The organism is Arthrobacter glycogeni, from assembly GCF_054510815.1.
This window is the reverse complement of the sequence record NZ_JBTNDV010000003.1, coordinates 211,529-238,268: the sequence shown is the minus strand read 5'-3', so window position 1 is coordinate 238,268 and position 26,740 is coordinate 211,529. Positions and strand designations below refer to the sequence as shown.

At 64.1% G+C, this 26,740-nt stretch carries 26 protein-coding genes and 1 tRNA gene; 18 read left to right on the top strand and 9 right to left on the bottom strand.

What is annotated here, in order from left to right; translation table 11 throughout:
- Positions 1 to 129: 129 nt before the first annotated feature.
- The 7 genes from ACX80G_RS05040 (at position 130) to dhaM (ending at position 8,407) form a co-directional block, all read left to right on the top strand.
- The gene (locus ACX80G_RS05040; RefSeq protein WP_459306088.1) at positions 130 to 2,637 is read left to right on the top strand and encodes an ATP-dependent Clp protease ATP-binding subunit; all 2,508 of its coding nucleotides are present in this window, start codon (positions 130 to 132) and stop codon (positions 2,635 to 2,637) included.
- A 190-nt stretch (positions 2,638 to 2,827) separates the two neighbouring features.
- The gene (locus tag ACX80G_RS05035) at positions 2,828 to 4,930 is read left to right on the top strand and encodes a S9 family peptidase (protein ID WP_459306086.1); all 2,103 of its coding nucleotides are present in this window, start codon (positions 2,828 to 2,830) and stop codon (positions 4,928 to 4,930) included.
- 35 nt (positions 4,931 to 4,965) lie between these two features.
- Positions 4,966 to 5,511, top strand: a complete 546-nt coding sequence (locus tag ACX80G_RS05030; protein WP_459306085.1) for an amino-acid N-acetyltransferase — start codon at positions 4,966 to 4,968, stop codon at positions 5,509 to 5,511.
- A gap of 88 nt (positions 5,512 to 5,599) precedes the next feature.
- Entirely contained in the window at positions 5,600 to 5,782 is a 183-nt protein-coding gene (locus tag ACX80G_RS05025) for a CsbD family protein (protein ID WP_459306084.1), read from the top strand.
- A 230-nt stretch (positions 5,783 to 6,012) separates the two neighbouring features.
- Complete coding sequence (dhaK, locus tag ACX80G_RS05020; protein ID WP_459306083.1) at positions 6,013 to 7,014, top strand: dihydroxyacetone kinase subunit DhaK; 1,002 nt, start codon at positions 6,013 to 6,015, stop codon at positions 7,012 to 7,014.
- Between the two features lie 2 nt (positions 7,015 to 7,016).
- A complete protein-coding gene (gene dhaL / locus ACX80G_RS05015) occupies positions 7,017 to 7,676 on the top strand; it encodes a dihydroxyacetone kinase subunit DhaL (RefSeq protein WP_459306081.1) in 660 nt (219 codons plus the stop codon).
- Positions 7,673 to 8,407 carry a dihydroxyacetone kinase phosphoryl donor subunit DhaM gene (dhaM, locus tag ACX80G_RS05010; RefSeq protein ID WP_459306079.1) on the top strand — a complete coding sequence of 245 codons (735 nt, stop codon included), beginning with the start codon at positions 7,673 to 7,675 and terminating at the stop codon, positions 8,405 to 8,407. The genes dhaL and dhaM overlap by 4 nt, the downstream gene beginning before the upstream one ends.
- A gap of 33 nt (positions 8,408 to 8,440) precedes the next feature.
- Here dhaM and ACX80G_RS05005 read toward each other — a convergent pair whose 3' ends face one another.
- Positions 8,441 to 9,382, bottom strand: coding sequence for an HhH-GPD family protein (locus ACX80G_RS05005; protein ID WP_459306077.1), 942 nt, complete (start codon positions 9,380 to 9,382; stop codon positions 8,441 to 8,443).
- A 104-nt stretch (positions 9,383 to 9,486) separates the two neighbouring features.
- Between ACX80G_RS05005 and ACX80G_RS05000 the strand changes: the two genes are divergently transcribed.
- Positions 9,487 to 10,200: a hypothetical protein gene (locus tag ACX80G_RS05000; protein ID WP_459306075.1), complete on the top strand. Its 714-nt coding sequence runs from the start codon at positions 9,487 to 9,489 to the stop codon at positions 10,198 to 10,200.
- 3 nt (positions 10,201 to 10,203) lie between these two features.
- On the opposite strand, the gene disA is transcribed toward ACX80G_RS05000, so the two are convergent.
- The 3 genes from disA to ACX80G_RS04985 form a co-directional block, all read right to left on the bottom strand.
- Positions 10,204 to 11,280, bottom strand: coding sequence for a DNA integrity scanning diadenylate cyclase DisA (disA, locus tag ACX80G_RS04995; protein WP_459306073.1), 1,077 nt, complete (start codon positions 11,278 to 11,280; stop codon positions 10,204 to 10,206).
- 178 nt (positions 11,281 to 11,458) lie between these two features.
- Complete coding sequence (radA, locus tag ACX80G_RS04990) at positions 11,459 to 12,835, bottom strand: DNA repair protein RadA (RefSeq protein WP_459306071.1); 1,377 nt, start codon at positions 12,833 to 12,835, stop codon at positions 11,459 to 11,461.
- 72 nt (positions 12,836 to 12,907) lie between these two features.
- On the bottom strand, positions 12,908 to 14,035 hold the full coding sequence (locus tag ACX80G_RS04985) for an FUSC family protein (protein ID WP_459306069.1): 1,128 nt from the start codon (positions 14,033 to 14,035) through the stop codon (positions 12,908 to 12,910).
- 268 nt (positions 14,036 to 14,303) lie between these two features.
- Between ACX80G_RS04985 and pstS the strand changes: the two genes are divergently transcribed.
- The 4 genes from pstS (at position 14,304) to pstB (ending at position 18,446) form a co-directional block, all read left to right on the top strand.
- A complete protein-coding gene (pstS, locus tag ACX80G_RS04980; protein ID WP_459306067.1) occupies positions 14,304 to 15,428 on the top strand; it encodes a phosphate ABC transporter substrate-binding protein PstS in 1,125 nt (374 codons plus the stop codon).
- Positions 15,429 to 15,616: 188 nt separating this feature from the next.
- A complete protein-coding gene (gene pstC, locus ACX80G_RS04975) occupies positions 15,617 to 16,534 on the top strand; it encodes a phosphate ABC transporter permease subunit PstC (RefSeq protein WP_459306234.1) in 918 nt (305 codons plus the stop codon).
- On the top strand, positions 16,534 to 17,637 hold the full coding sequence (gene pstA, locus ACX80G_RS04970; RefSeq protein ID WP_459306066.1) for a phosphate ABC transporter permease PstA: 1,104 nt from the start codon (positions 16,534 to 16,536) through the stop codon (positions 17,635 to 17,637). Before pstC ends, pstA begins: the two co-directional genes overlap by 1 nt.
- 29 nt (positions 17,638 to 17,666) lie before the next feature.
- Positions 17,667 to 18,446 carry a phosphate ABC transporter ATP-binding protein PstB gene (gene pstB / locus ACX80G_RS04965; RefSeq protein WP_459306064.1) on the top strand — a complete coding sequence of 260 codons (780 nt, stop codon included), beginning with the start codon at positions 17,667 to 17,669 and terminating at the stop codon, positions 18,444 to 18,446.
- 25 nt (positions 18,447 to 18,471) lie between these two features.
- Here the strand turns inward: pstB and ACX80G_RS04960 are convergent, their stop codons facing one another.
- The 3 genes from ACX80G_RS04960 to ACX80G_RS04950 form a co-directional block, all read right to left on the bottom strand.
- Positions 18,472 to 19,482 (bottom strand): inorganic phosphate transporter, encoded by a 1,011-nt coding sequence (locus ACX80G_RS04960; RefSeq protein ID WP_459306062.1) that lies wholly within the window; start codon positions 19,480 to 19,482, stop codon positions 18,472 to 18,474.
- Entirely contained in the window at positions 19,483 to 20,100 is a 618-nt protein-coding gene (locus ACX80G_RS04955) for a DUF47 domain-containing protein (RefSeq protein ID WP_459306060.1), read from the bottom strand. It abuts the gene before it with no gap.
- 297 nt (positions 20,101 to 20,397) lie between these two features.
- A complete protein-coding gene (locus ACX80G_RS04950) occupies positions 20,398 to 21,045 on the bottom strand; it encodes a hypothetical protein (RefSeq protein WP_459306058.1) in 648 nt (215 codons plus the stop codon).
- Between the two features lie 133 nt (positions 21,046 to 21,178).
- Between ACX80G_RS04950 and ACX80G_RS04945 the strand changes: the two genes are divergently transcribed.
- The 6 genes from ACX80G_RS04945 to ACX80G_RS04920 all read left to right on the top strand — a co-directional run bounded on the left by ACX80G_RS04945 (position 21,179) and on the right by ACX80G_RS04920 (position 24,382).
- Positions 21,179 to 21,373: a hypothetical protein gene (locus tag ACX80G_RS04945; RefSeq protein WP_459306056.1), complete on the top strand. Its 195-nt coding sequence runs from the start codon at positions 21,179 to 21,181 to the stop codon at positions 21,371 to 21,373.
- 112 nt (positions 21,374 to 21,485) lie between these two features.
- Positions 21,486 to 21,558 (top strand) — tRNA-Lys (locus ACX80G_RS04940).
- 194 nt (positions 21,559 to 21,752) lie between these two features.
- Complete coding sequence (locus ACX80G_RS04935; RefSeq protein ID WP_459306054.1) at positions 21,753 to 22,367, top strand: hypothetical protein; 615 nt, start codon at positions 21,753 to 21,755, stop codon at positions 22,365 to 22,367.
- A gap of 203 nt (positions 22,368 to 22,570) precedes the next feature.
- Positions 22,571 to 22,801, top strand: a complete 231-nt coding sequence (locus ACX80G_RS04930) for a hypothetical protein (RefSeq protein WP_459306053.1) — start codon at positions 22,571 to 22,573, stop codon at positions 22,799 to 22,801.
- A gap of 130 nt (positions 22,802 to 22,931) precedes the next feature.
- Positions 22,932 to 23,666, top strand: coding sequence for a hypothetical protein (locus tag ACX80G_RS04925; RefSeq protein WP_459306051.1), 735 nt, complete (start codon positions 22,932 to 22,934; stop codon positions 23,664 to 23,666).
- The gene (locus ACX80G_RS04920) at positions 23,663 to 24,382 is read left to right on the top strand and encodes a hypothetical protein (protein ID WP_459306050.1); all 720 of its coding nucleotides are present in this window, start codon (positions 23,663 to 23,665) and stop codon (positions 24,380 to 24,382) included. Before ACX80G_RS04925 ends, ACX80G_RS04920 begins: the two co-directional genes overlap by 4 nt.
- A 334-nt stretch (positions 24,383 to 24,716) precedes the next feature.
- Here ACX80G_RS04920 and ACX80G_RS04915 read toward each other — a convergent pair whose 3' ends face one another.
- Both ACX80G_RS04915 and ptsP read right to left on the bottom strand, forming a co-directional pair.
- Positions 24,717 to 24,995, bottom strand: a complete 279-nt coding sequence (locus tag ACX80G_RS04915; protein WP_459306048.1) for an HPr family phosphocarrier protein — start codon at positions 24,993 to 24,995, stop codon at positions 24,717 to 24,719.
- A 25-nt stretch (positions 24,996 to 25,020) separates the two neighbouring features.
- Complete coding sequence (ptsP, locus tag ACX80G_RS04910) at positions 25,021 to 26,718, bottom strand: phosphoenolpyruvate--protein phosphotransferase (protein WP_459306046.1); 1,698 nt, start codon at positions 26,716 to 26,718, stop codon at positions 25,021 to 25,023.
- Positions 26,719 to 26,740 lie beyond the last annotated feature (22 nt).

Sequence of the window (26,740 nt, the reverse complement as noted above, 5' to 3'; positions counted from 1 at the left end):
AGGATGGCAGGCTGCGCACCGTTGGGCGCAGTCTCGGGTCGGTGTGATATCTCGCCTGTGGCGAACACGCTCCAAAAGGCCGGGCAGGACACGTAGCATCGAATTACGCGTTAGCTAGGAGTGTGCCCCATGTTTGAGAGATTTACCGACCGCGCCCGTCGTGTTGTTGTGCTGGCCCAAGAAGAGGCCCGCATGCTCAACCACAATTACATCGGCACCGAGCACATTCTGCTCGGTCTGATCCATGAGGGAGAAGGCGTCGCCGCAAAGGCGCTTGAGTCCCTCAGCATCTCTCTCGGCGCCGTCCGAGAGCAGGTTCAGGAGATTATCGGCCAGGGCCAGCAGGCACCGTCCGGCCATATCCCGTTCACGCCCCGTGCCAAGAAGGTACTCGAACTTTCGCTGCGGGAAGCCCTGCAGCTGGGTCACAACTACATCGGCACCGAGCACATCCTGCTTGGTCTCATCCGCGAGGGTGAGGGTGTCGCGGCGCAGGTACTGGTCAAGCTCGGCGCTGACCTCAACCGTGTCCGCCAGCAGGTCATCCAGCTGCTCTCCGGCTACCAGGGCAAGGAACCGGCGTCCGTGGGTGGCCAGCAGCAGGAGGGGACGCCGGCAGGGTCGGTGGTCCTCGATCAGTTTGGACGCAACCTCACCCAGGCCGCCCGCGAGGGCAAACTCGACCCAGTGATCGGGCGGGCACTGGAGATGGAACGCGTCATGCAGGTCCTCTCCCGTCGCACTAAAAACAATCCCGTCCTGATTGGCGAGCCCGGTGTCGGTAAGACGGCAGTAGTCGAAGGACTTGCCCAGGCGATAGTCCGCGGCGACGTACCCGAGACCATCAAGGACAAGCAGCTCTACACCCTTGACCTTGGTTCCCTCGTCGCGGGTTCACGGTACCGCGGAGATTTTGAGGAACGCCTCAAGAAGGTGCTCAAGGAAATCCGCACCCGCGGCGACATTATTCTGTTCATCGATGAGATCCACACCCTGGTGGGTGCGGGAGCCGCCGAAGGCGCAATCGATGCAGCGTCGATCCTGAAGCCAATGCTTGCCCGTGGTGAGCTCCAGACCATCGGTGCAACCACTCTTGACGAATACCGCAAGCACATTGAGAAGGACGCCGCCCTGGAGCGCCGGTTCCAGCCGATCCAGGTCCAGGAACCCTCAGTGGCGCACACCATTGAGATCCTCAAAGGCCTGCGGGACCGGTATGAGGCGCACCACCGTGTCTCGATTACCGATGAGGCGCTGATCGCGGCAGCAACCCTTGCCGAACGCTATATTTCGGACCGGTTCCTGCCGGACAAGGCGATTGACCTGATTGACGAGGCCGGCGCGCGACTACGCATCCGCAGAATGACCGCGCCGCCGGAGCTGAAGGAAATTGACGACCGCATCGCCGACGTCAAGCGGGAAAAGGAGTCGGCGATTGACGCGCAGGACTTCGAAGGCGCAGCATCATTGCGCGATAAGGAGCAGAAGCTTCATGACGAGCGAATGGAGAAGGAGCGCCGGTGGAAGTCCGGCGGCCTTGATGACATTGCCGAGGTCGATGAGGAACTCATCGCTGAGGTACTCGCCAACTCCACTGGCATCCCGGTCTTCAAGCTGACCGAAGAGGAATCGACGCGGCTCCTCAAGATGGAAGACGAACTGCACAAGCGGGTAGTCGGCCAGAACGATGCCATCAAGGCCATTTCGCAGGCGATCCGTCGCACGCGGGCAGGCCTGAAGGATCCCAAGCGTCCGGGCGGATCGTTCATCTTCGCCGGCCCCACCGGGGTTGGCAAGACCGAACTGGCCAAGGCGTTAGCCGAATTCCTGTTCGGTGACGAAGACGCCCTGATCACGTTGGACATGTCCGAATACTCGGAGAAGCACACCGTATCCAGGTTGTTCGGTGCGCCCCCAGGGTACGTCGGCTACGAAGAAGGTGGTCAGCTCACTGAAAAGGTGCGGCGCCGCCCGTTCTCGGTGGTGCTGTTCGACGAGGTCGAAAAGGCACACGCCGACCTGTTCAACTCGCTCCTCCAGATCCTTGAGGACGGCCGGTTGACCGATAGCCAGGGCCGGGTGGTCGACTTCAAGAACACCGTCATCATCATGACCACCAACCTGGGTACCCGCGACATCTCGAAGGGTGTCATGACCGGATTTCAGTCCGGCACTGACACCACCACCACCTACAACCGGATGAAGGCGAAGGTCACCGAGGAGCTCAAGCAGCACTTCCGACCCGAGTTCCTCAACCGTGTTGATGACACAGTGGTGTTCCCGCAGCTCACCCAGGACGAGATTGTCGAGATCGTCGACCTGTTCCTGGAGCGGTTGGGGAAGCGGATGGCTGACAAGAATATGAGCATTGAGCTCACCCCCGCGGCCAAGGTACTGCTGGCAACTCGCGGCTACGATCCGTCAATGGGTGCCCGGCCACTGCGCCGGACCATCCAGCGGGAGATCGAGGACCAGCTGTCCGAGAAGATTCTCTTTGGCGAACTTAAGTCTGGCGAATTGGTTTCGGTGGACATTGAGGGTGAGGGAGATGAAGCACGCTTCACCTTCGTCGGCCATGGCGCCCCGAAGGAAATCGAGGATGCGCCGGCCGCCATTGAGGCGACAGTTCCCGAATAGATTGTTGGGTGATGCCCTGAAGGTGTCAGTAGGAGGCCTCCGGTCGGCGTGAGAGCGCAGACCCGGGGCCTCTTGGCGTTTAAGAAGGTGACCACTCGACCCATCTCCAGCTTGTGTGCCTGAAGCAACCTATTACTCTCTCAGAGAAGTCATGCTGATCCCTACCACTCCCGATGGTAAAGATGGAGCCATGACACCCGAACCGGAATTGAACGCCACGGCGAAGCCCGAAACCCCGTTCCACGACCTGGACCGCTTCATTGCGATTCCCCGCCTTGGTTCGTTGGTGCTGAGCCCGGACGGGTCCCGTCTGGTGACCGCCGTCGCAACCCTGAATGCCAAGTCCACTGAGTACGCCACCGCCCTCTGGGAGGTTGACCCGGCTGGCGTGAAGCCCGCCCGCCGGCTGACCCGCAGCGCCAAGGGCGAGTCCGGGGCCGGGTTCCTCGCCGGTGGGGACCTACTGTTCACCTCGGTCCGCCCCGATCCGGAGCGTGCTGACGGCGACTCGGCCAAGGACACCGCCAGTGCCCTCTGGCGGCTGCCCGCCGCGGGCGGCGAGGCACGAGTGGTGCACTCCCGTGTGGGGGGAGTCAACGGCATCCTCACTGCCGCGACCGTGGACTCAGCAATCCTCATTGCTGACGTCCTCGCCGGTTCGACCGACGAGGCGGACGATGGTGAACGCCGTACCCAGCGCAAGGATGCGAAGGTGGGGGCCATCCTTCACTCCGGGTACCCGGTTCGCTACTGGGACGCCGACCTGGGACCGGCCGAACCGCGCTACTTCGCGCTGGAGAGCGATGCGTCGCTCCAGCCCGAACCGGTGGCGATCGGTACTCCGTCCGCGGCGCTGCTGCGTGACATCACCCCACATGCAGGGGTGGCGCTCCGCAACGCGCAGCAGGTCGTCAGCCCTGACGGCTCACTCGTGGTGACGTCTCTGAGCATTCCGGTGGGACGAGGGGACCGCCGCAGCGTCCTTGCCCGGATCGAGGTGGCGACAGGGCAGCGCACGGTGCTCCTGGACGACCCGGCCTACGACTTTTCACCCGGGCCGATCAGCCCCGACGGGACCACCCTGGTGGTCCATCGTGCGCGCCGAACCACAGCCGGGATTTCGCCCCAGCAGACGCTGGGGCTACTGCCCGTCACCGGAGGGGAGCTCACCCCGCTCGCCGGGGACTGGGACCGCTGGCCGTCGCCTGCCACCTGGTTACCGGACGGCAGTGCGGTGCTCGCGACGGCCGACGAGGAGGGGGCCTGCCCGGTCTTCCGTATCGCCGTCGACACCGGGCTGGTGACCAGGGTGACCCGCGATGAGGCCGCCTACACCGACGTCGTGGTGGCCCCCGATGGGGGTACCGCCTATGCGCTGCGCAGCTCCTACGCGTTTCCCGCCGAGGTGGTCAGCATTAATCTTGCTGACTCGTCGGTGGAGAAGCTGGCCGGGCCCGTGGAGCGGCCCGTTCTCCCGGGGCGGCTCGAACGAGTTCACACCACAGCCGATGACGGACAAAAAGTTGGGTCCTGGTTGGTCCTTCCCGCGGACGCGGATGCCTCCCACCCGGCCCCACTGCTGCTCTGGATCCACGGTGGTCCGCTCGGGTCCTGGAACGCGTGGACCTGGCGTTGGTCGCCCTGGCTACTTGCCGCCAAGGGCTACGCAGTGCTCCTCCCCGATCCGGCGCTGTCGACCGGTTACGGCCAGCACATGATTGACCGCGGTTGGGGCCAGTGGGGCAAGACGCCCTACACCGACCTCATGGCGGCCACCGACGCCGTCGTCGTCCGCGGTGACATCGACGAGACGCGCACCGCGGCAATGGGTGGCTCGTTTGGCGGTTACATGGCCAATTGGATCGCTGGGCACACCGACCGGTTCAACGCCATCGTCACCCACGCCAGCCTGTGGGCCCTCGATCAGTTCGGGCCCACCACTGACGCCTCCTACTACTGGGAGAAGGAGATGACCGCGGAAATGGCTGCCGAAAATTCACCGCATCACCACGTGGAAAACATCTCAACTCCCCTGCTGGTGATCCATGGCGACAAGGATTACCGTGTACCCATCGGGGAGGGTCTCAGGCTCTGGTATGAGCTGCTTTCCCGGTCCCGGTTGGCCGTCGATGACCAGGGTCGCACCGAGCATCGCTTCCTGTACTTCCCCGACGAGAACCACTGGATCCTCAAACCGCAACACGCGAAGGTCTGGTACGGCGTCGTCGGTCACTTCCTGGCTCATCATGTGCTGGATCAGCCCACCACCCTCCCACCCGAGCTGGGGCTGTAACGGTACGGGCGTCGAGGACTTTGTAGACTGCCCTAGTGAGTTCCTCTTTCAGAATCCGGCCCGCCCGCACCTCCGATGTCCCGGTGATCAAGACGCTCGTGGCTCCGCTCGCCGACAGCAGGGTGCTGATGGCCAAGGAAACCGTCGCTTACTACGAGGGCCTGCAGGAGTTCCGTATCGCGGAGGACGACGACGGCGTGCTCGGCTGCGGCGCGCTGCACGTCATGTGGGAGGACCTGGCGGAGATCCGCACCCTCGCCACCTCCCGCACCGCGCAGGGCCGGGGAATTGGTACCGCGCTGGTGGAACGACTGCTCGACGACGCCCGGGCACTCGGCGTCGATCGCGTCTTTTGCCTGACCTTCGAGGTGGAGTTCTTCCAGCGCAGGGGATTCCAGGTGATGGCAGACCAGTCTGCGGTTGACCCGGCCGTGTACTCGGAGCTCCTGCGCTCCCACGATGAGGGGGTGGCGGAGTTCCTTGACCTTGCCAGGGTAAAACCCAATACCCTCGGCAACACCCGAATGATCCGAAAGCTCGATGATCGCAGTGCTACGGGTGGCATACCGGCGGCAGAATAGATACGCTAAGGGAGCTTGGCATCTATGACGATGCGTAAGCGGGTTCCGGAACCGGCGCCCGACACACCGAGCGGAAGTAGGTCAGACTATGGGTGCAGACGATAAGGCAGCAAACACCGGCGAGAAGCTGGGCGGCAAGATCAAGGAAGGCCTCGGCAAGCTCACCGGCAACGAGAAGATGGAAGCCGACGGTCACAAGGACCAGGCTTCCGGCGACATCAAGAACGCTGGCGAGAACGTCAAGGATGCCTTCAAGGGCGACAACCGCTAGATCTGATCCATCAGGTATCCGCTCCGCATTCAGTTGCTAGTGAGACTTACCGAAGGATTAGTGCTGTGGGAGGGATCGGGCTCAGGCCCGGGTCTCTCCCACAGTCAGTTAAGGCAGTTGCTCAGCCTATAGGCAAGCGGCTGACCGAAGGGTATGGTTCAGAAACGGCCAGCAGGTCAGGCGGGCCGGTAGTACCCCTAAGTCCTGTGTCCTTCCACCGAGGAGCCGCCATGAAAAAGCTAATCAATGACCCCAAGCAGGTAGTCACCGAATCCGTCGAGGGGTTTGGGGCTGCTCATGCCGATCTGGTCAGCGTTCATCCGGAGCCCCTGTTCATTACCCGGCGGGATGCGCCGCGGCAGGGGAAGGTGGGGCTGGTCTCGGGAGGGGGTAGCGGCCACGAGCCGCTACACGCAGGTTACGTGGGGCTGGGCATGCTCGATGCCGCCGTACCGGGAGCCATGTTCACCTCACCCACCCCGGACCAGATCCTCCCCGCCACCACGGCTGTCGACGGGGGAGCGGGAGTGCTTCATATCGTCAAGAACTACACCGGCGATGTCCTGAATTTCGAGACGGCCGCCGAGCTGGCCGAAGCCGAAGGTGTGACAGTGCGGAGCGTCCTGGTGAACGACGATGTCGCTGTCGAGGACTCGCTCTACACCGCCGGCCGGCGCGGCGTCGGCGGGACGGTGCTCGTCGAGCGGATCGCTGGCGCTGCCGCCGAGCGTGGCGACAATCTCGACTCGGTGACCGCCGTTGCGCAACGCGTCATCGACAATGTCAGATCGATGGGGGTGGCGCTGGCCGCCTGCACAGTCCCGCACGCCGGGCAGCCCAGCTTTGACCTGACCGACGACGAAATCGAGATCGGCATCGGCATTCACGGGGAACCCGGCAGGCACCGCATCGCGATGGAGAACGCCGACGGGATCACCGGGCGGCTACTGGAACCGATTCTTGCCGATTTGCAGGTCGACAGTGGCGAACGGGTGTTGTTGTTCGTCAACGGAATGGGAGGAACCCCTGCCAGTGAGCTGTACATTGTCTACCGGCGGGCCCGCCAACTCCTTGAGGAGCAGGGGATTGTTGTCGAACGTTCCCTGGTCGGCAACTACATCACGGCACTCGAAATGCAGGGCGCCTCAATCACCGTCCTGCGCCTCGACGACGAGATGGTCCAGTTGTGGGACTCGCCAGTCCTGACCGCGGCATTGCGCTGGGGAGTCTAGGCGTGGTTGAAGGAACCCCGACAACCCTCACCGCGGCATGGGTGGTCGCCTGGCTGCGCGAGAGCGCCCGCGTGGTCGGCGAGCACCGGCAACACCTGATCGACCTGGACCGGGCGATCGGCGACGCCGACCACGGTGAGAACCTTGACCGCGGATTCTCTGCGGTAGTGAAAAAGCTCGACGACGGCGAAGACCCAGCCACCCCGGCCGCCGGCCTGAAGTTCGCCGCGATGACCTTGATGTCCTCGGTGGGGGGTGCGGCTGGGCCGCTGTACGGGACAGCGTTCCTGCGGGCGGCAGCCTCGTTGGGTGATGTCCGGGAGGTGGGTCCCGACGACGTCGTCGGGCTGCTGACCGCGGCACGAGATGGCGTGGTGGCCCGCGGCAAGGCGGAGTCAGGCGATAAAACGATGGTGGATGCGTGGACCCCGGCCGTGGAAGCGGCGGGGACGGCGGCGCTGGCGGGGGCATCGGTGACCGAGGTCCTCGTCGCCGCCGCCAACGCGGCCAACGCGGGGGCCGCGGCCACTGAACCTCTGATCGCCCGAAAGGGACGGGCCAGCTATCTCGGTGAACGCAGCGCCGGCCATCTCGATCCGGGTGCCGTTTCGACGGGGCTGATCCTGCAGGCGGCAGTCGACGCGGCCGGTGGCCAGTGGTGAACGTTGGTCTGGTGATCGTGTCGCATAGTTCGAAGATTGCCGAGGGCGTCTGCGATCTCGCCCGGCAGATGGCGGCCGACGTCGAGCTGGTCCCTGCGGGCGGGGTGGAGGACGAATCGGGGGTGTCAAGGATCGGCACCAGTTTTGAGAAGGTACTTGAGGCGATCTCGGTAGCCGATCAGGGACACGGCGTCGTGATCCTGACAGACCTGGGGTCGGCGGTCATGACCGCCGAGATGGCGCTGGAGTTCCTCGACGGTGATCATCGGGGGCGGGTCAGGCTTGCCAGGGCGGCCCTGGTGGAAGGTGCGGTCGCTGCGGCAGTCGAAGCCCAGACCGGTGCTGACGTGGACGAGGTATCCAGGGCCGCCGAGTCGGCGATCGTTGCGTTGGATCCCACAGTCCTTGAACTTTTTGTCAGCCACGCGGCCGCAGCGCCGGGGGATGCCCTGACCGCGCCGTCAACCAGCGGCCCGTCGGCGGAAGGGTCGTGGGAGCTGCCCAACCCGATGGGGCTCCATGCACGCCCGGCGGCAACCCTGGCTCGCGCGATGAGCGAACTCGACGCGGAGGTAACGGTGAACGGCGTCGACGCGAAATCGGTGATGCTGCTGATGAGTCTGGGGCTCGGGCAGGGCAAGGTGCTGACGGCGTTGGCTGCCGGCCCAGACGCGCAGAAAGCGATCGACCAGATCGGCAACGAGGTCACTGCCGGATTCGGTGAGCTCTGACCCGCAGATCCGGAGACCCGACGGCGGGCGGCGTCAGCCGGGAAGCGTGATCCCGGCTGGGGTATCGCGGGCGAGGCCGTCCTTGACGAGACTCTCCAACGACCGTTCCAGCTGATCCTTCGGTGCGTTCAGGTTGTGCAGCTTCATCAGTGGGGTTAGCGTTGCGGCGGACTCCAAAGCGAGATCTACGGGCACGTTGACCAGCAACTCCCTGACCACCGGCACGGCTGCGTTCCGGAGCACCCCCATCATCGCGCCGCGCACCTGACGGTCGGTCCCGGCCCACGCCTGGCCCTTGGGAATGTAGTGCGGTTCCGGCCTGCCGGCGGCCACCCATGCGCAGGCATCGAGCACCGGGCACCGGGAGCACGTGGGGGCCCGGGCGGTGCAGACCAACGCACCTAGTTCCATTACCGCCGCGTTCCACAGCACTGACTGGGCGACGTCGTCGGGCAGCAGATCGGCTGCCCGGCGCAGCTCTGCCGCGGTGAGCGCCGGCGCAGGCAAAGCATCCCCGCCGACCAGCCGCGCGTGGACACGGCGGATGTTCGTGTCCACTACCGTCTCGCGCCTCCCGAAGGCGAACACTGCCACCGCCGCCGCCGTGTAGGTGCCCACGCCCGGTAGCGTGAGGAGCTTGTCAACTGTGCCGGGCACCTCGCCGTCGTGGTGGTCGACGACGGCGACGGCGGTCGCGTGCAGGCGAAGCGCTCGCCGCGGATAGCCCAGCCGCCCCCAGTGTCTCAGCGCATCGCCGGAGGGTGCCGCGGCAAGATCCGCCGGGGTGGGCCAGCGGGAGAGCCATTCGGTGAAAACGGGCAGGACACGAACTACTGGTGTCTGTTGGAGCATGAACTCGCTCACCAGCACCGACCAGGGGGTGCGGTCGGGTCCCCGCCACGGTAGGTCCCGGGCCCTGACGTCGAACCAGCCAATGATGCCCCGATGGAGCTGCGCTGGTGGAACCTGGTGCATCGACCCTCCTGATAGGTGACCCTCAACTGATAGGTGACCATCAATACTGTACTGACCGGCGTGGGGTCACAGGTATCCGGCGGTTCAGTCTCTAGCCTTAAGTCATGGATTCTCACGGTGGCCCTTCGCGAGGCGGGCCGCAGGACAGGCCGTCACGCCCGTCTGGCGCGCCCCGGGCCAGCCCGCGGGTGTACCGCCGCCGCCGGTTGGTGGTGCTGGTCCTGACGTTAATTGTCCTCGGTGCGCTGGTGTGGTTGGGGACTTTCATCGCTGGGCTGATCGCCACCGCACAGGATACCGCCGATGCCGGATCGGCTCCCCGCGGACCGGCCCGGTCCGCGCCGGCGTCGGCCGACCCAGCGGCAGAGGCGGGCCAGTCGGGCGCGCCGGCTGAGGCGGCCGGGCCCACCGACGAGCCAGCGCCGTCGGACCCTGCCTGTGACCCCGACCAGGTGGAGGTCAGCGCATCGACGGACGCACAGGACTACGCACCCGAACAGAACCCGGTCCTGACGTTGACTGTAACGAATACCGGCGACGTGGCCTGCCCGGTGAACGTGGGGACCTCGCAGATGGAGTTCCTGGTTACCAGTGGCGAGGACCGGATCTTCTCGTCCCTTGATTGCCAGGAGGGCGCCGAGGACCTCAACCGGGATATCCCGCCGGGAGGGTCGGAGGAAGCCAACTTCCGCTGGGAACGGAACCGCAGCGCCCCGGGTTGCGAGGCGGTCGAGGCGGACCCCACGCCCGGTTTCTACGCCGTGAGTGTGTCTCTCGGCGAACGGACCAGCGACGAAGTTACCCTCGAACTGCGATAACCGCTACATGAAGCGGTCGAGGAGGCTCGTCTCGGCAATCCGGGAGAGCCCCTCCCGCACAGTGCGCGCCCGCTGTTCGCCGATGCCGTCGACGGCCATCAGATCGTCAATATTCGCGGCCATCAGGTTCTGCAGACCATCGAAGTGGTCAACCAACCGGTTCGCCACCGCCGGGGGAACAGCTTTGATGCCCGACAGTAGCCGGAAGCCCTTGGGCTGGACCACAGCGTCGAGAGAGTCATTGGACGGGTTGAAACCCACCACGCTGGCAATGGTGCCGAGGTCGATCAGGTCGGTGGAGCTGAAAGCCTGCAACGTCGCGAGCTGTTCTTCTACCACCAGGGAAGCGTTGCCGAGGTCGAGGTAGTCCCGCAGGACCATTTCGCTGCCGGGACCAAGACCGGTGGTTAGTTCTTCGACCTGCAGCGAAAGCAGCCGGCCATCCACACCGAGTTCAAGGACATACTGGGAGATTTCCTCGGAGATCCGGCGGACCATCTCCTGGCGCTGCAGGGTCACCGCCACATCCCTGACCGTGACCATCGCCTCGATCTCCAGCGCCGACAAGGAGCCAGTGACCTGGTCCAGGCGGGCTCGATAGCGCTCCAGGGTAGCGAGGGCCTGGTTGGCGCGCGCCAGCACCGGTTCGGAGCCCTCCAGCACATGCCGCAGGCCGTTGATATAGAGGGCAATGATGTGCATCGACTGGCTGACGGAGATCACCGGGAGACCAGTCTGGATGGCTACCCGCTCGGCGGTCCGGTGCCGTGTCCCCGACTCCTGGGTGTCGATGGTGTGGTCCGGAACCAGTTGCACGCCGGCCCGCAGGATATTGCTCGCATCCTTGTCGCAGACAATTGCACCATCCATTTTGGCGAGCTCCCGAAGCCGGGTGGGCGAGAAGGTGATGCCGATGTCGAAACCACCGGAGCAGATGGAGTCGACTGTGCGGTCGAATCCCAGAACGATCAGTGCCCCGGTACGCCCGCGCAGGATGCGCTCCAGTCCATCCCGCAACTGTGTGCCGGGCGCCACGCGCGCCAAAGTGGCTTTTAGCGCGTCCTCTGGGCTGCGAACCACTGCCACTTCCTTCCGGCTACCGGCGTCGCCAACCGGTATCCGGCTGGGCGAGGCCCTGCCGCGCAGGCACCCGCGCAGCCGTTCTCATCCTAGTGGGAGCGCAGCCTAAACCCTGATACCGGCCAGGGTCGCAAATGGGTAACGGTTACAGCGGATGCTGCAGGCGAGTTGGGGGCAGTTAGAAAAGTAGCTCCAGAGCCTCGGTCACCGTTGACACCTCGTGGACTTTGAAACCCGCCGGAACCCGGCCCGGACCATTGGGGGAGGCGGGTACCACTGCGTGGGTGAAGCCGAGCCGTTCGGCTTCCTGGACCCGTTGCGCAATGCCGGGGACCGGCCGCACCTCACCCGCCAGGCCCACCTCGCCGAAGGCGATCAGCCGTGCCGCGAGTGGCTGGTTAGTTTTCGCCGACGCGACGGCGAGGGCAACGGCCAGGTCGGTGGCCGGTTCGCTAAGTTTCACCCCGCCGACCGTTGCCACATAGCTGTCATCCTTATGTAGGCTCAGCGAGGCTCGCTGCTGGAGTACCGCCAGGAGCATCGCGACCCGCGAACTGTCGAGGCCGCTGGTCGCGCGGCGGGGTTGCGAGTTGGAGGACTCGGCGAGGAGGGCCTGCACCTCCGCCAGCAGGGGCCTGCGCCCCTCAAGTGTTACCGTGATGCAGGTTCCCGAGACCGGGTCCTTGGTCCGGGACACGAATAGGCCACTCGGATCGGCGAGACCCTCAACGCCGGTCTCGGTCAGGTCGAAACAACCCACCTCGTCGGTGGGGCCGTACCGGTTCTTGATGGCCCGCATCAGCCGGAGTCGTGAGTGCCGGTCGCCCTCGAACTGGCACACCACGTCCACCAGGTGTTCCAGCAGACGCGGCCCGGCGATCGACCCGTCCTTCGTGACGTGCCCCACCAGGACGGTGGTCATTCCGCGGGTTTTCGCTGCGGCGATCAACGACGCTGCCACCTCCCGGACCTGGGTCACTCCTCCGGCTGTGCCGTCGACGGCGGCGCTGCTTAGGGTCTGCACCGAATCAATAATGAGCAGCGACGGGGACAGCCGCTCCACTTGCCCGAGTGCCTGCCCAAGATCCGACTCGGCGGTGAGGTAGAGGGTTTCCGCCAGCGCGCCGATTCGTTCGGCTCTCAGCTTCACCTGGGCCGACGATTCCTCCCCGGTGATATACAGCACGTCCTTACCGAGCCGAGCAACCCGTGCCGCAACGTCGAGCACCAGGGTGGACTTGCCCACCCCCGGTTCCCCTGCCAGTAGAATCACTGCGCCAGGGACCAGACCGCCGCCGAGAACCCGGTCAAATTCGCCGATCTGGGTGGGCTGGTAGGACGCGGCAGTTGCGTCGATCTGCGCGATCCGGAGAGCAGGCGAGGCAACCGCTACCGCCGGCGTCGTCCTCGCCACTGTCTGGCCGGTCTCCTCGACCGTCCCCCAGGCCTGGCACTCGCCGCACCGACCCACCCATTTGGCAGTCGTCCACCCGCATTCACCGCACCGGTAGGCGGGGGCAGAAGTGCGCGACGGACGTGCTGTCTTTGTAGCCATGATCTCTAACGTACCGGCGGGTAGGGGCATGGTGCGGCAAGGACACTACCGCAGGCGCCAGCTTGACCGGACTCACAATTTCGGCAGATACCCGGCGGCCTCGTCGTGGGGGAGGCCGGTCGCCTCCAGCAAATCAACAATCAGCGGGCGGTACAGCAGCACCAGCCCCTCACCTTCCAGCCGCTGGATCTTCAGCAGCCGTGGATGGAGAGTGGTCGCCACAGCTGCCAGGTCCTCACGCGCCTGCCGGAGGGAGAGCTCCTGTTCGGGCGCACTTGAGGAGGACAGGGCGCGGCCCAACACGTCGACGGCGTCGGCGGTGTCCTCGATAACCCGGGACAGTTCCTGCACGGCTTCGTCGGTGAGCGCCGCATGATTGATCACCGACGTCAGCCGGCGGGTGAAGACCCGTGCGTTGCGGACGGCGAGGTCGATCGATTCGATTGACCCCCTCAGCTCGCCGAGCTCCTGGCGGTGCCGCCGGTAGGCGGGGGAGAGGCGCGCCACCTCCTGCGCCGCCCCCATGCTGCCGGACAGCCCCTCCATCAGCGGCTGGCAGCTGCGGGCCTTGATGAGCGCATGCCAGGCGAGCGTTGGATCGCTGCGGGTCAGCGCCGTCGACGATTCCCGCAGCACCGCCGACAGCTCGCCGAGGAGCTCCCGCACATTGGTCTTTGGTTCCTTCCGCGGATCCTTGGGGGCAAGGATCACTATCAGCAGCGCGAACAACCCGCCCACTATCGCGTCGACGCTGCGGGTGAAGGGCCCGCCGTCGGGAGCCGGGAGTAGCACCACGAGCAGGGACTGCAGGCCCAGTTGCGTAGTGAAAATGGTGCCGCTGTCCAGGAACCTGGCCAACAGGATGGAAACGAACAGGACGACGGCGGCTTGCCAGATCCCCGTACCGAAGAGGGCCAACAGCACGTCTCCGAGCGCAATGCCAAGGGTGCAGCCCACGCCGACCTCCAGCACCCGCCGAAGACGCGGGTCTCGGGTGAAGCCGAGGGCGATCATTGAGGATGTCGCAGCGAACAGTGGGCCGCTGTGACCGAGGACCCGTTCAGCGAAGACATACGCGCCCACCGCGCAGACGGTCATCTGGAGGGCGGGGATCACCGAGTTGGAGCTGCGGCGGAAACCGACCCGCGTCCGGTTGCGAACAAAGGAGCGGGCTCGCGAGGGAAATGATGGCCGCGGCATGGAACCCAGCCTAGCCCCGGTTTCCCGGGCACCGAGTCGCGGCGGACTACTGGGAATCGAACAGTACCTGGGACGGTTTGGCAAGGCTACCGAACGGGCTGATTGCAACTGTACGTCTCCCGTTCACCGGCCGTTAACTTTGGTCAGTCAGTCTCTTCACCTGTGGCACCTAGCTTGTTCAAGGTACGCATACCGAAAAGTTCGGCTTTTCCATCTTCATAGGTGCCCTCAGCACTGATTTTCGACTCCCTGGAAGGGGCAACATCAAGTGAAGGTTCTTCGCTTTGGCCGCGCAGCGGCAGTAATCTCCGTCGCCGCGCTCGCACTGACAGCCTGCGGCACCGACAGTGCCACCGATGCACCGGCTGAGACCACCGGAGACAACGGCTCGGTCGAGAGCACCGTGACCGGCACCCTGACCGGCGCTGGTGCTTCCTCCCAGGGCGCGGCAATGACCGCGTGGCAGTCCGGTTTCACTGCGGCTAACCCTGACGCAACGCTGCAGTACTCCCCTGACGGCTCGGGCGCCGGACGCGAGGCGTTCCTCGCTGGCGGCGTCCAGTTCGCAGGGTCTGATGCTTACCTGGATGAGGAAGAGCACGCCGCGGCCGTTGAGGTCTGTGGCCCTGAGGGTGCGTTCAACATCCCCGCCTACATCGCACCAATCGCTGTAGCCTTCAACCTGCCCGGTGTTGACGAGTTGAACATGGACGCAGAGACCATCGCTTCAGTGTTCCGCGGAGACATCGCCAAGTGGAACGACGAGGCAATCGTCTCGCAGAACGAGGGCGTCGACTTGCCCGACCTGGCCATCACAGTGGTCCACCGCAGTGACGAATCGGGCACCACCGAGAACTTCGTCGACTACCTTGCAGCAGCAGCACCAGATGTGTGGACGGACGAGGTGTCAGGCGACTGGCCCGCAGAGATCGTCGCTGAGAACGCACAAGGCACCAACGGAGTGGTTTCGACGACCTCCGGCACCGAAGGGGCAATTACCTACACGGACGCCTCAGCCGTCGGCGATCTGGGCCAGGTTCTGGTGAAGGTTGGCGAAGAGAATGTGGCGCTCACTCCAGAGGCCGCATCGCTCGCCGTCGAGGTTGCAGAGCCAGCCGAGGTGGAGGGCGCCCCTGAGGTTGACATGTCCTTCAACCTGACACGGGACACCACCGAGTCCGGCGCGTACCCGATTGTGCTGATCTCTTACCACGTCTACTGCGCTACCTACCCTGACCAGGAGACTGTTGACCTGGTCAAGGCCTTCGGCTCCTACGCGATCAGCGAAGAGGGACAGGCGGATGCTGCAGATTCGGCTGGAAACGCGCCGATCTCCGCTACGTTGCGCGAGCAGGCCCAGGCCGCCATCGATTCGATCACGGTTGCTTCCTAACACGGTTGACTTGCCCCGTCCGGTCTTTACAGACCGGGCGGGGCTGTCCTTTGCACTCAGCCATTAGGCTGGTAGGCAGCTACCAACCCCACCGCTGAGGACGCCCGATCGGCGACTGAAGCAGGATCAACCCAGTACCAGCACCGAAGGGTTAACTAGTGTCCACGAAGACGGTGTCTCCGAATACGCTGCGCAGAGATGGCGATAGCGGTCAATCAGGGGACAGAATATTCTCAACGGCCAGTCTGTTAGCCGGCTGTCTGATCCTCGCCGTGCTGTTCAGCGTGGCAATCTTCCTGCTCGTTCAGGCCTTTCCCACCTTCATCGCCGACCCGGCCGATATTTCGGGTGGCAGCGGATTCGTCTCCTATATCTGGCCGATCGTCATCGGAACGGTGATCGCAGCCACGATTGCGCTGATCATCGCCACACCGGTGGGAATCGGCGTCGCGCTGTTCATTTCCCACTATGCGCCCCGCAGGCTCGCACAGGGGTTTGGTTACCTGATCGACCTGCTCGCGGCCATCCCGTCGGTGGTCTACGGCGCATGGGGATACGCGGTTCTAGCGCCCCAGTTGGCGCTGGCCTATGACTGGCTTGCAACGAACCTCGGCTGGATCCCCATTTTCGAGGGCCCTGCCAGTAATACCGGACGGACCATGCTGACCGCGGGTATCGTCCTCGCCGTCATGGTGCTGCCGATTATCACCTCGCTCAGCCGGGAGATTTTCCTCCAGACTCCCAACCTTCATGAAGAGGCTTCGCTGGCGCTGGGCGCCACCCGCTGGGAGATGATTAAGATGGCGGTGCTGCCCTTCGCCCGCCCAGGCATCATCAGTGCAGCGATGCTGGGGCTCGGTCGGGCCCTGGGCGAGACGATGGCGGTTGCGCTAGTCCTTTCCGGCGGCGCACTGACCGCCAGCCTGATCCAGACCGGCAATCAGACCATCGCCGCGGAAATCGCGCTGAACTTCCCCGAGGCATTCGGTCTTCGCCTGAGCGAGCTGATCGCCGCCGGCCTGGTCCTCTTTGTCATCACCCTGGCAGTGAACATGATCGCCCGCTGGATCATCAGCCGTCACAAGGAATTCTCAGGTGCCAACTAATGAGTAGCGCAACCACGACCCGGCGTCCTTCCCAATTCACCAAGAACAAGCTGCCCGGGTGGTCGATCTGGGCAGTACTGGCTGGGGCAGTGATCCTCGGAGCAGCCGTCTCGGCACTGCTCGGGTTCAGCCCGGTCGCCATGGCCCTCTTTGCGGCAGTGTTCTTCATTGTCGGCGGCACCGCGGCGTCGGCCGTGGTGGAAGGCGGGCGCAAAGCGCGGGACCGGCTCGCCACCTACTTGATTTTCGGCGCGTTCATCGTCGCTGTCCTGCCGTTGTTCTCGGTGCTGTGGACGGTGCTGGAGCGCGGCATCCCCGGAATGACCAGTGACTTCCTGTTCCGTTCGATGAACGGACTCACGGGCGCCATCGACAACCAGAGCGTCGCCGAGGGCACTCCGGTGCTGGGCGGCGCCTACCACGCAATCCTCGGCACCCTGCAGATCACTATGTGGGCCACCATCATCTCGGTGCCGGTGGGCCTATTGGCCGCCATCTACCTGGTGGAATACTCCACAGGTGGCCCTCTCAGCAGGGCCATTACCTTTTTCGTCGACGTGATGACCGGCATCCCGTCCATTGTTGCAGGCCTGTTTGCGGCCGCACTGTTTGGGCTGATCTTCGGGCCCGGCACCCGGACAGGTTTCGTGGCAGCAGCTGCCCTGTCGGTGCTGATGATCCCGGTGGTGGTGCGGGCAACCGAGGAAATGTTGAAGATTGTCCCCAACGAACTCCGCGAGGCGTCGTTCGCCCTGGGTGTGCGGAAGTGGCGGACCATCACCAAGGTGGTCATCCCGACCGCCATTTCGGGTATTGCCTCGGGCGTCACCCTGGCGATCGCCCGGGTGATCGGCGAGACCGCGCCAATCCTGGTCACGGCAGGGTTTGCGACGGGGATCAACCTTGACGTCTTCGGTGGTTGGATGAGTACCCTTCCGACCTACATTTACTACCAGATCATTACGCCCACATCGCCAACCGCCACCGATCCGAGTATCCAGCGCGCGTGGGCGGCCGCCCTGGTCCTGATCATCCTCGTGATGTTGCTCAACCTCGTTGCCCGTCTGATTGCCCGGATGTTTGCCCCCAAAACCAGCCGCTGACCGGCGCTGAACAACCCCTAAGGATTTAGATGTCTAAGCGTATCGACGTCAAGGACTTGAACGTCTACTACAGCAAATTTCTCGCCGTAGAGGACGTCAACGTCACCATTGAAGCCAGTTCCGTCACCGCCTTCATCGGCCCATCCGGCTGCGGTAAGTCGACTTTCCTGCGGACATTGAACCGGATGCACGAGGTAATCCCCGGCGCCCGTGTCGAGGGTGAGGTGCTGCTCGACGGCGATGACCTGTACGACGACGCCGTTGACCCGGTTCACGTGCGGAGCCAGATCGGTATGGTCTTCCAGCGCCCAAACCCGTTTCCCACCATGTCCATCAGGGACAACGTGCTTGCCGGCGTCAAACTGAACAGCAAGCGCATCAGCAAGTCCGACGCCGACGCGCTGGTGGAGAAGTCACTGCGGGGCGCCAACCTGTGGAACGAAGTGAAGGATCGCCTTGACCGGCCCGGCTCTGGGTTGTCTGGTGGGCAGCAGCAGCGCCTGTGTATCGCCCGAGCCATCGCGGTATCACCGGAGGTTATCCTGATGGACGAGCCCTGCTCGGCTCTCGACCCCATCTCCACGCTCGCCATCGAGGATCTCATCAACGAGCTGAAAACCGACTACACGGTCGCGATTGTCACCCACAACATGCAACAGGCTGCCCGGGTTTCGGACAAGACCGCATTCTTCAACATCGCGGCAACCGGCAAGCCGGGAAAGATGATCGAGTTCGGCAACACCGCCGACATCTTCAACAACCCCCGGGAGAAATCCACCGAGGACTACGTCTCCGGCCGGTTTGGCTGAGTCATGTCTGTCCGGCTTTGCCGGTCTAGAGGAGCGGACTCATCGCCAGGAAAAGGACCGCGCCGATCAGTGCGGTCACCGCCGCCGTCGAGAACCACACGAGCAGCACCTTCACCACTTCGCGGCCGCGAATAGTGGGAAATCGTTGATTGGCCCCCGCACCGAGGATCGCCGAAGTCATCGTGTGGGTGCTGGAGAGTGGCATCGACAGGGATATCGAGCCCATAAAGAGCATTGCCGAGCTGACGCCCTGGGCCGTCATCCCGCGCAGCGGATCCATCCGCACCAGCCGGTGCGACAGGGTGTGGGTAATCCGCCAGCCGCCGAAGAGTGATCCGATAGCGAGCAGTACCGCTGCGAAGATCTGCACCCAGAGGGGGATCCCGGTGCCCGTTGCGATGCCGCTGCCCACGAGGGCCAGGACGATCACCGCCATGGTCCGCTGTCCGTCCTGCAGCCCGTGACCCAGCGCGAAGACCCCCGCCAGCACCGACTGCGCCAGTCTGCTACCTGAGTTCACCTTCTGGGGCGGGCTGTACCGTAAGAGCCAGATGGCGGGAAATACCGCCAGGTAGGCCAGCAGGTATGCCACCAGGGGTGAAAGGATCAGTGGCAGTGCGATCTGCAGGAGGAACATATGTTCCGTATCGGTGATTGACCCGCCCCCGATCAGGGTCGATGCCCCGCCGGAGCCGATCAAACCTCCGATGAGAGCATGGGTGGACGACGACGGCTTGCCCCGGTACCAGGTGAGAACACCCCAGCTAATCGCAGCAAGGAGACCTGCAACGAGGATTCCGAGGCCAACGCTCCCCGGCGGAACGCTCAACGCGTCCCCGGTGAACAGGAGTGCGACGCCGGTGCCGAGGAGCGCGCCAATCAGGTTGAAGAACGCAGCCAGGAGGACGGCGACAGTAGGGGTCAGGGCCCTGGTGCGCACTGCCGCGGCGACCGAATTGGAGACGTCGTGGAACCCGTTGAGAAAGGCAAAACCTCCGGCCAGCATCACGACGGCGCCGAGGAGGAACAGGTCCACCTATGATTCCTTGACGAGGATGCTACCCACGTGAGTGGCCACCTTGCGGATGTCCTTGGTGACGTCGACAAGCTGATTGGCCACGTCACGGTGCCGCGCGTAGACCAGCGGCTTGTGATCGTTGAGGAGTTCCGAGCACCAGATCCGGTGGGTGCGTTCGGCGCGTTTGGCTAGCCGAAGGATTTCAATCCAGTACTCCTCCAGCTCGTCCATCGAGTTCAGGCGTTTCATTGCCGCAGCAGTCAGCTCCGACTGGCGGGTGATCACCTCAAGTTGCTCGGTGGCCCGGCGGCTCAGCTTGCTGAGCTGGTACAGGGAAATGAGCTCGGCGGCGCCGTCGAGCTTCTCGATTGCTTCGTTCAAAAGCCGGGACAGGGCGTAGAGGTCTTCCCTGGGGAGCGGGTTGACGAAGCTGCTGCGCATCGAGGTGAGCAACGCGTAATGCAGTTCAGCTGAGTTGGCCTCGTGCTGGTGCAATTCTTCGGCTAGGCGGTCGTAGTCGCGGGTTGTGGCCCCGAGGATTCCCGACATGGTGCGCACGCCCAGTACGAGTTGCTGCGCCATGTCGGAGAGCAGGACAAGGCCGGCGTCCTCCTGCGGAAAGAGGCGAAGCTTCACGGGGGGCTACCTAACCTGCTCGGGCATCGGACATGAGTTGCTGCCTAAGAATAACCGACAGTCCCGTGGAGGCTTATTTTGGCCGGACACTCCATGTCCGAACGGCCTGTTGCACCGCCATTTACCCGGAATTCGGCGCTAACAACACAAAAATGGTGCCGAACCGGGAGCGCCTCTCGGCGGAAGGCCGCTCGAAGCGGCTAAATGTTGAAGCCCGGGGGTTCCACAGTCCGACACCACTTTCAGTGTTCTCCCTCGGTGCGCTCATGTCAACATTGGCCCCAGAAACACCGCCAGCTAGTCGAGTTCGCCCCGACGCCATGACGCCGCCGCATGTTCCAGATCTTCAGCGGTTTTAATGAGCTGATGGGAATTGCGCGTCAACTTGGCGGCATGCGCGCCGTTGACGGATTCGGCGTCGTCGGCGTGATGGGTCTGCCCCAGGGCAATGACCCGGCAGAACGCGGCGAAGCGTTCCAGCGCCACGTCAAACTCGCCCTCAAAGGCACCCGAGAGAATGGTGTCCGCCATGGACCTGACCTCCTCGGCGCCGGGGGGCTCCGCGACGCCCGCAATGACATTTGAGACCTGCGCCACATCCTTGCCGGACTCGAAGTAGGAGGCAATGCGCTCAGGATCCTGCTGGGTGGCGGCGCGGAGCGCGTAGAGCCGCCATAGGGCGCCCGGGAGGGAACGCGCGGGGCTTTCCGCCCACATTTCGGCGATCGCCTCAAGACCCTGCTGATCGGCCAGTTCGACCAGCCGCTGGGTGATCCCTGGATCGTCAGCGAGGCGGCCATGATGGACCAGAGCATGCGCTGAAAGGTGGGCGGCTTCGGACACTCGCGACGGATCTGCACCGCCGGCGAAAACTTCAAAGTCCAGCGGCGCGAATGGCTTGGGCTTGTGGTGCCGTGGACTCTGGTTTTCGTAGTTACCGCTCATGAACTGAGGATACTCCTGCCGTTTCCCTCAGTGCCAGAGTCACCGGCCCGGGCGGCTTTCGGACCCACCGCCCCGTCAAGACTGCTCAGGATCATTCGCAACACCGTGAGTTGTGGCAGGCCAGCCTTACCTGGTGGCTCCATCCGTTGCAGAGCAGAGCCCAGAGCACCCCTTCGACCCAGTCCGGCGACATCTCGGAGTCGATGGTGCCATCACTGCCACCACTGCCATCAGGGCCAGCGGTACCCACAGCGAGCTGTTGGCCAGCGATGACCTGTACCGTCGGCTGGTGAAGGCACTGCGGATTGTCGAACCGGCCGTTGGCTGACCTCACCGCCGGCCCCTCATCACCGCCGGTAGGGGCCGCGTTCTGCACACCGGGGCAGGATGCGATAATGTAGGCAGGTCATTTCGACCACTTCGGTGGTGTGGGGTGATGCGGGCCTTTAGCTCAGATGGTAGAGCATCGGACTTTTAATCCGTGGGTCGAGGGTTCGAGCCCCTCAGGGCCCACAATTGTGGGAAACCCGATCATGGAATCCCCGCCGTCCATCGTAACGGCGGGGATTCTGTGCGTTCATGAAGAAACTGGGGATTGACTCGGACCGTTTGAGCGTCTGCAATGGATAGTAGGTAATTCCACAAGGGACGCTACGTTTTCGGCCACCCTCGGTCCGTGAACCTCGGCCCCGCCGGGAGGAAGACCGATGGACCTTGCCAGTTTCGTCATCCAGGCGACGATCGCCGTCGCAGTGGTGGGAATGCTCACCGCTATCACCGCGGCGGTCTTGGCTGGCTCCCTCAAGCGTAATGACGACGTCGACTCCCTGTTTTGGTACGGGTTCTCCGGATTCGTGGCCGTTGTCCTCGCGGTGATTGCAGCCGCAGCAACCATTCCGGGGAGCGAAGGAATGGTCACCGCCGCGGCGCTGCTCTGCGGCGGCCTGGCAGCCGGTTGGCTATGGCGAGGCGAGCGGGAACGCCGGGCATCGCTCGACGCCGAGGCGATCCGCCGCGAGGGCGAGAACCTGCGTGCCCGCCACGAGCGGGTCCTTCAGCAATGGGTCACCTACGAACTTGATCCGGCAGCGGCCATCGACTTTCCGGCGATGACGGATCTCTCCCGCAGCGACACGTCCCAGCTGATCCGATCAATGCGGGCCGCAGCGCTGTCACGGGTCAGGTTCGACGACGGCAGCTCAGTAGCGCCTGAGTATGAGTCGGCTGTGGCACGCCTCGAAGCGGCCCTCGCAGCTGCCGAGACCGCTGCCGGGGTGGTAAGCAGTCAGGTTGTAGGCAGCAAGCGCCACACGCTCACCTAGCGGCCAGGGCTGGGAGCTCTGGCCGACGCCGGAGGCGTCGTGTAGGTTTAGCTGCATGAGAACAATAACTTTCGAGTAGTCCTTTCAGTGCTTCTTCTCTGATCGAAAACCACACTTGTTGAGGCAGTGCCTCCGAGTGGCGTTTCTTATCCACCACAGCAGCAGCTGAACATCGTTCGGCAGTCGACCATCTAAGGATCTCCATGACCGAGCAACCCAAAAACGACACCAAAGACCACACCCCGGACGTGGCAGTACACCTGTCCGAGTCGGCAGCGAGAAAACTTCAGGACGATCCCAGGGCCAAGCTCGCGCTGGAAAAGAAAAATCCGGATTTTGGAAAACTCGCCGGGTCCCGAAGCACCGGGCCCAATCATCAGCCGGTTCACCGCAGCGGGAAGCAGGGCAAAACCGAGAAGAAGGCGCGCTGGTAATTCTTCGGGCCATTGGAGGGTTAAATTGAGACTGGCTCCGCGTTCTGCGTATGGGGGAATCGCAGAATGGGGAGCCAGCAACCTCAGTATACTTCAAATCGAGCGGGGGAAGTCCAATTAAGGGGTGGTAATGGCTGTCACAGCTAAGTCCTTCCAGCTGTGGCGATCCCGGATTGCGCCAGACGATACCGTTTCGGATGTGTGCCGTAAGGCGGGGATCAAAAGGTCAACCCTGGGTCAGCAGCTGGTCCGTGGGAAGGTGGCCACCAGCACGATCGTCGGCATCGCCCGCGCCTACCACCTCCATCCCGTGCAGGAGCTTGGCGATTTTGATGGCTACCGCGACCTTCCGGGTGGGATCCGGGAACCGACTGACGCCGAACTGATCAGCCAGGTCTCCCACATCGACATCCTCCGACTCGTCGTGGCCCGCAGCCAGGACAAGGAGGTGGTGGGGCGGGCAGTCCAGCTCGATCTGGCTTCCTTCCCGCACCGGAACTCGGTGCGGGCATGGATCGATGCTATCGATCGTGGTGACCTCCGCCAGGGACTGGCGGACGGAACCGGCATCGCACCCCAGAACCTTTCGGCGCAGCTCACTGCCGGACGGCTAACCCCCGAACTGGCTTTGGCGGCTGCCCGGCTTGCCGGGGTATCACTGGCGAGCGGGCTGGTCGTTACCGGTCTGCTCACGCCCGGCGAGGGGAGCTGGCCGGCCAACGGAAGGCGCCGGGCGCTGAGCGTCATGCAGGACGCAGATCTGGTCCTGCTTGCGAGGGACCGCCTCGACGTGCTCGGTAAGTCACTCAAGAAACTTGAACTGGCGCATAGCCGGGATCGCGACCTATGGGAGAACCTCGGATGAGTGAGCAGGTAATCCAATGGACGGTGCTGGCACTATGCATCGTGTTCGCCTTATTGCGGCTACCGGACGCTGTCCGCGGCAGGGGGAGCGGCGTGTTCGTCGCTTTGGTGCTGCTCGTTGTTGCTGTGGGGCTGAGTCTGCCGCAGATCTACTTGCCGGTTGATGGGTTCCTGGGCGGCATCAACATCGCCAACCTGATCCTCAGACTCTCACTTTTCGCGATTGTTGTCCTGCTGGGCATCAGAATCGCTGCCGCCTTCAGATCGCCCCGAACGCGGTGGCTGATTATTGGACCGGTTGGCTTGGCGGTTTTGGGTCTTTTTGTACTGGTTACCGTCGCGCTGTTCGTCCTCAGCGACCTCCCCGAAAGTTCAACGGGCTTGTTCGCCTACTCAGAGCAAAGCACCGTGAGGTACTACGCCGAAGCAGGCCGACTCTATCCGGCATACGTTGCGGCTTGCCTGATCGTGCCCGCCCTTAGAGGCGTTGCGAACCCAACCGGCAGGACCGCACATCGGGGTGCGTCGGCGTTGTTGGCGGTCGGTTTTGGTGCTGTCACCTTTTTCGCAGTGGCTCGGTTTACAGTGGGCGACCTGGGTATGTGGGAGGTTCTCCTCCCGTTCGGCGCCATCCTGCTAGTCACGACCGGTCTCACAATCATCTGGGCTGCGCGACGGCGCACCGAATCGTCGCCGCAGGAGAATCAACTTGCCTAGAATTTGACGTTTTGGTGATTGATTACACCAAAGGTATTCACGTTTTCATCATCGTGTGCCAAAATAATGATTATGTAACTCTGCTTAGCCATGGGGGACAGCGGAGCTACGGTGCGGGGTGGGGCGTCCATTAGAACGGGTGGACGCACCTACCCGTTCCCGACCGGGTTACCCGGTCCAGGCGTAGCGCTTCTTCGGCCGGCCCGTCGTCCCATATTCGGGAGCAACTCTGGCCTGCGCCAGCGATCTTGGTAGTGGCTTTCCAGCGCTACCACATCCAGCCCGCGCCAATCACGTCACCGATTGCCGGCGGAGCCCAGACCCGCGCCCAGTGTCACTCGGCGTCGTGGTCGGTCTCCAGAATTTTCGCCAGAGTCTCTAGGGCCTCCTCGGCGCCATCGCCGTCGGCACGCAGCACGACGACGTCGCCGTGGGAGGCCCCGAGGCCCATCAGCGACAAGATGCTTGACGCATCCATCGCGTCTTCAACCGGCTCGCCTTCCAAAGCGATGGTGACTTCCATGGGAAGCTCACCGGCGGCCTCGGCGAAGATGGCTGCTGGGCGGGCGTGCAGGCCCACTCGGCTCGCCACCGTGGCTTTGCGTTCTGACATAGGGTTTCCTCCTTGGTTAGGGCGCTTACTGGCCCAGGGTTTTCAGAATGGGGAGCCGTTCGCGCACGGCGGTACGCCCCGAATCGGCAGTGGGAGCGGCAAGAGCCAGGGCCGCGAGTTCCTGGGCTTCGTGGCGGGTCACCGAGGCGAGCACCGCCGCGACGGTGGGGAGCGACCTGGCCGACATGGAGAGGGTCTGGACACCCAGACCCACCAGCACGACGGCGAGGGCCGGATCCGCTGCGGCCTCACCGCATACACCCACCGGTTTCTCGGCCCCCGTGTCTGCAGCTGCAGACTCCGCGCCGGCGACGGTGAGCTTGACCAGTTGAAGCACTGCAGGCTGCCAGGAGTCGTTCAGCGCGGCCAGTTGGCCTAGCTGCCGGTCAGCGGCCATCGTGTACTGGGTGAGGTCATTGGTACCCAGGGAAGCGAATCCCACATGGTGCAGGATTGCCTCTGCCGTCAGTGCCGCTGACGGTACTTCGACCATCACTCCGGGCTGGGTCAGGCCTTCCGCCAGGCACAGCCCGCCGAAGGCTTCGGCCTCCGCGGCGGTGGAGATCATCGGCGCCATCACCCACACCTCAGCTTCGGTATCCGCTGCGGCACGGGCGATTGCCTGCAACTGGCGGGTCAGGACGCCGGCGCTAATGGACCCCGTCCGGTATCCCCTGACGCCCAGCGCCGGGTTGGGCTCCGAGGCGTCGGTGAGGAAAGGCAGCGGCTTGTCAGCACCGGCATCGAGGGTCCTCACCACCACTTTCCGGCCCGGGAACGCGTCGAAGACCTCCCGATACGCTGCGGTCTGCTCGTCTCCGCTGGGCTCAGTCTCACGATCGAGGAAACAGAATTCGGTGCGCAGCAGGCCTACGCCCTCCGCCCCCGCCGCTGCCGCTGCGCGTGCGTCCTTGCCGGACCCGACATTTGCCAGTAACGGCACTAGATGCCCGTCGGCTGTGGCACCCGTCCCGTTGAACGTGCCGAGCGCTGCCGACTGCTCCACCCACCGGGCAGCCGCCGAACGCTCATCGTCACCGGGTTCAGTGACAATGCTGCCGGTGGCGCCGTCCACGTACACCACGGTCCCGGCTTTGATGGCTTCCGCACCGAGCGCCGCCACCACCGCAGGCAGTCCCAACGCGCGGGCCAGAATGGCCGTGTGCGACTGGGGTCCGCCGCTGCTGGTGATCAGCGCCAGCACTTTGGAGGAATCGAGGGTTGCTGTATCCGCCGGGGCAAGGTCCTCGGCAGCGAGGATGAAGGGCTGGTCCGACGTCGGAATGCCCGGAGCGGGAAGCCCGCGAAGTTCAGCGACCAGCCGTGCCCGCACGTCGTGGACGTCCTGGGTGCGCTCGGCCATGTACCCGCCGAGGCCCCGCAGCATCTCGGCAACAGCCGATCCGGCGTCCCACACCGAGCGTTCAGCGGAGGCGCCGGCGGCGATGAGCTTGGTCGCCGACTTCAGCAGCATCGGGTCGGTGGCCATCATCGCCGTGGCCTCCAAGACGGCGCTCGCATCCTCCGATGCGACCTCGGCGCGACGCTTCAGCTCGGCCTGGACCGCTTTGGAAGCGGACTTCAGCCGGGCCGTTTCGGCGTCGGCGGTGGTGTCCTGACCCCACCGCTCATCCGAGGGTGGTTCGGTCACGCTGCCGGGCATCTGCAGCACAGGCCCGATCACACGGCCGGGGCTAACCCCGACTCCGGTAAGTCTCGTCATTGAACTACCCTCCGGGGTTCGG